4 protein-coding genes are annotated in these 4,175 nt (G+C 62.2%); 2 read left to right on the top strand and 2 right to left on the bottom strand.

The window, feature by feature from the left end; translation table 11 throughout:
• A partial coding sequence (locus tag AC1D00_RS29900) for an acetoacetate decarboxylase (RefSeq protein WP_477013144.1) occupies positions 1-602 on the bottom strand: 602 nt, incomplete at its 3' end.
• 224 nt (positions 603-826) lie between these two features.
• Between AC1D00_RS29900 and AC1D00_RS29895 the strand changes: the two genes are divergently transcribed.
• Both AC1D00_RS29895 and AC1D00_RS29890 read left to right on the top strand, forming a co-directional pair.
• Positions 827-2,002 carry a patatin-like phospholipase family protein gene (locus tag AC1D00_RS29895; RefSeq protein ID WP_404555563.1) on the top strand — a complete coding sequence of 392 codons (1,176 nt, stop codon included), beginning with the start codon at positions 827-829 and terminating at the stop codon, positions 2,000-2,002.
• Positions 2,003-2,501: 499 nt separating this feature from the next.
• Complete coding sequence (locus AC1D00_RS29890) at positions 2,502-3,548, top strand: hypothetical protein (RefSeq protein ID WP_477013143.1); 1,047 nt, start codon at positions 2,502-2,504, stop codon at positions 3,546-3,548.
• A 117-nt stretch (positions 3,549-3,665) separates the two neighbouring features.
• On the opposite strand, the gene AC1D00_RS29885 is transcribed toward AC1D00_RS29890, so the two are convergent.
• Positions 3,666-4,175: hypothetical protein (locus AC1D00_RS29885; protein WP_477013142.1), on the bottom strand; the 510-nt coding region annotated here is incomplete at its 5' end.

Genomic DNA, 4,175 nt, shown 5'->3' with positions numbered 1-4,175 from the left:
ATCCAGGAGCCCTTCGGCACGATATCGGTGAGGTTGATCGCGACGAGCTGGCAGACTTCGAGACGGCCGTCGACGCCGGGGATCATCTTCAGATTCACCTGCGTCTTCGACAGCGTCGCGCGGGTGAGATCGCCGTTGCCGGCCATGCTCTCGTGCTTGTAGCCCATCGTGCCCATGGCGACGAGCTGGCCGGCATATTCCAGCGTCCCCGTCAGGGTGTCCTTGACGATCTCGAGTTTGGGATGGGCGTATTTCTTGGGAAACCCCCAGATCTCGCGGCCCGCGGCGATCGGCGGATCGTCGTCGAGATACATCTGCGAGACGAAATTGACCTCCTCGCCATGCAGGCGCGCCGGGATGACGAGCCCGGACTCGGTGTAGCTGCCGAAGCCGGAGGAGTCCGGCATCCTGATCCATTCGTAATGCACGATCGGCTGGTCGATCGGCTCCAGCGGCTCGGGCAGGCCGGCGCGGATCAGGTCCGGATCGGTCTCGTAGGTGATGACGAGGAATTCGCGGTTGACGAAGCGATAGGGACCGGCCGGATAGCTCGGTCCAGCGGCCGGCATGGACGGAAGTCTCAGCACGTCTTCCCTGCGCATCGCTGGTCTCCTCATGTCTGTGATGCCTGCCCGGCAGCGTCGGGCGGTGATGCAGATTGCTAGCGGCCGTCATTGACCGCGATGTGAAGGATTTCCGTCAGGCGCACGACCCGCGTGCCATTCCCGTTGCGATTGACCTGCATGCAGACGATGCATCGGCTGCCACCCTTGTCATCACGCCGTCACCGCGGGACGCAATCGTTCGGTGAGCAGGAGGCATCGCCATGGACGCCCGCACGTCGCAACCGAGCTATCAGACCCATCAGCCTCCCGCGCGGGGCTGGCGTCCCGAGCGCTGCGATCGCGTCGCACTGGTGCTGCAAGGCGGCGGCGCGCTCGGCGCCTACCAGGCCGGCGTCTATCAGGCGCTGCACGAGGCCGGCATCGAGCCGGACTGGGTCTGCGGCGTCTCGATCGGCGCGATCAACTCCGCCATCATCGCCGGCAACCGGCCGGAGAAGCGGCTCGATGCGCTGCGCGTCTTCTGGGAGCGCATCACCAACCGCAAGGTCTGGCACTACACCCCGGATGGCGACGTCTTCCGCCAGTGGCGCAACCTCACCAGCGCGTGGATGACGTCAGCCATGGGCCAGCCCGGCTTCTTCACCCCGCACCAGGTCAATCCCTGGTTCAGCCCGATCGGCGCCAGGACCGCGACGAGCTATTACGACACGACGCCGCTGCGCGAGAGCCTGCGCGAGCTCGTCGACTTCGATCTCATCAACGAGAAGAAGGTCCGCTTCGCGGTCGGCGCGGTGAACGTGCTCTCCGGCAACTTCATCTATTTCGACAACGCCCATGACGAGATCGGGCCGGAGCACATCATGGCCTCCGGCGCCCTGCCCCCGGCGCTGCCGATGGTGCGGATCGGCACCGATCATTTCTGGGACGGCGGCATCGTCTCCAACACCCCCCTCCAGCATCTGCTCGACCAGGAGGACGCGCTCAACTCGCTGGTGTTCCAGGTCGACCTGTTCAGCGCCCGCGGCGTGCTGCCGCGCTCGATCCAGGACGTGATGGCCCGCCACAAGGACATCATGTATTCCTCGCGCACGCGCCACAACACCGACGTCTATCGCCGCACGCACAATCTCAAGGTCGTGCTCTACAAGGCCCTGGCGAAGCTGCCGGAGGAGCAACTCACCGACGAGGAGCGCAATCTCAAGGCCAGCCTCTGCCATATGCCGGAGATCGCGATCCTGCATCTGATCTACCAGCAGAAGGCTTATGAGGGCGACGCCAAGGACCACGAATTCTCTGGCACCTCGATGCGCGAGCACTGGGCAAGCGGCTTCGAGGACACCAAGCGCACGCTGAAGCGGCGCGACTGGATCAAGATGCCCGAGCAAGGCATGGGGCTGGTGGTGCACGACGTGCATCGGGAGACGGAGAGCGCGTAGCGCGGCGACGCTCGCGGCAAGCCTTCCGCGATATACTCGAAAACAACCCCATGCAATGTAGCCGATGGCCGGCGGCAGATGCCTCCTGCATCTGCAAAACCATTTGGCACGTTGGGCAAAACAGCGGCATCACGACATCCCGCCGCAACCGTACGATGCTCAATGAAGGATGCTTCGCAGGGTATCGGCTGACCACGCAATCCCCTGCACGAGAGTCAACTCGGCTGCACCACATTGCGACGCGAACGGACGTGTCGCGGCTTGCCTTCGTAGCTGGCACAAACTCTTCTGCCGAGGTCGGCGTCTCTCCCTCCTCGACCGCCCGACCTGCATGAAGATGTCAGCGCCGATATCCTTCAATCGGATGACGGCGTCGGATCGTGACTTTGATAATGAGTCACCACTGAGCGGCCATGAATTTAGCAGCGATAGGTTCCGCCTCACCAACAGCGGGTGACGAGACGATTTCGCCTGGTCTCGATTGCGAGGAGAGATAGAGATGGYGGTTAGAGCTAGTGTCGAGGACGAACGCTTCTATAAAAAGATAGAGAAATCCCTCGATACCACCGCTAGCTTCTGGACCTTCGCGTCCGAGGGACTGAAGACTTACGAGCTCGCCAGGGCGCAAGCGCTCTTGCACGAGTATAACGAGAGCCCGGTGAAACCCGGCACGCTGTCGAAAGTTCTCGCCAAGGCGGACAAAGCCAAGAAGTACTACGAGTACGTCCGCAGAGTAGAGGATGCAGTTGACGAGACGAAGCGAGACGGCGCGCTTCTTAAGCTCGGCATCAAGATCTCCATGGACCTCGCCAAGAAATGGCTCGGCGCCTCGCTGACGACGCATCCCTACTATGCCTACCACAAGGTCATGCTCGACGCTCTGGCTGACGCACTCAACGCAGCCCACAACAGCAGATCCACCGTCGACGCCTATCGGCGAGCGGTATCCGCCGCAACCTCAACGGCCGTTGCGAAAGAGTTCAAGCGGCTGGAAGGCAGAAAGGTCGCGGTCGTCGCGGCACATGTGGAGTTCACGGACAGGATAGGCGTGGCCGCCGACATTGCGCGCGGCTTGATAGACCAGAAGCTCGCTGAAAGAAAAATCCAGCAATATGGCGGAACGGCTCGTATTGCCGCAGCCGTCGCCGATCTCCAGGCGTGGCGCGCGATGTGGGCCGGTCTCGCTTGCGAGTCGATGAAGCTCGTCATCATGGCAGGCACCGAGCTCAACGTTGCCGCCGCAGCGCTGCACGAGGTGCAACAAACGATGGCCAAGCTCATGGGCGGTGGCACCACGAGTGTGCTGGCCGGTCGTGGCGCCATCAACGCCATCGAATGGGAAAAGTACGATCAGATAGTCAACAGACGGACGCCAGATCGGGCGGCGATGGACCCGGTCGCATTTGCACAGTCCAATCATGGCCGGGCCCTTGCCTGGACCACGGCCCTTGCAGAAATGTGCGATTTCGCCACAAGCGACGAGGTCTACTTCCCAAGCAAATTCAATGCTCAGCTCGAGCGACTGAACAAAGTTCTGTACGTCTGATAAGCCTGTCTTTGTCAACAGTTGGGGTGCGCGAAGGCGAGCCGCCAATAGTCTGGCGGCCCGCCGAGGTCTCGCTCCTGCTTCCGTCACATATCGAGATTGATGTCGGCGTTTCCCTCAACTCGTCGTGCCGCGCGGGTTGACGACCGTATACCCCCGCAAGGAACGCGCGTGCATTCTTGTTGCGTGTCCGCCCGAGTTGGCGTCATACGCCATCCACATGTCTCCCCCGAGGTGCTGCTCCAGGACGAACACGTGGCCGCGTCGTGCCGCCACCATTCCCGGCGCTGGCGATGTACGCGGAAAACGCAGCCAGTTGGCCGCGAGATTCAATTCCGGCACCAAACGACCGAACACGCGCAGGGCCGCGCCGCAACCGCAGAAGGACGAAGGGCAACCGGCCGGTCGACCGCCGACGATCCGATCGCCAGTGACATTCACCGCCGCAACGGCGCTGCCAGCGACGGACATTGAGAGTTGTCTTGAATTGGGCTCCTGTGATGAGTATCTGGAAACGCGCTCGCGCCGCGTTTGCGAATGCGAGAAGTCGCAGGGCATGATGACATTGCATTCGGGTGCGTGATCAATGCGGTAGGGTCGTGCTTCCGAAGCAATAGAGCTGACGGC

It is taken from the genome of Bradyrhizobium sp. P2_E8, from assembly GCF_056403875.1.
The sequence above is the reverse complement of the archived record's forward strand: the minus strand, read 5'-3'. Positions and strand labels throughout refer to the sequence as shown.

What these genes read in the sequence shown, in the direction of transcription:
- AC1D00_RS29895 (WP_404555563.1), top strand. Translation starts at nt 827, where the DNA reads ATGGACGCCCGCACGTCGCAACCGAGCTATCAGACCCATCAGCCTCCC.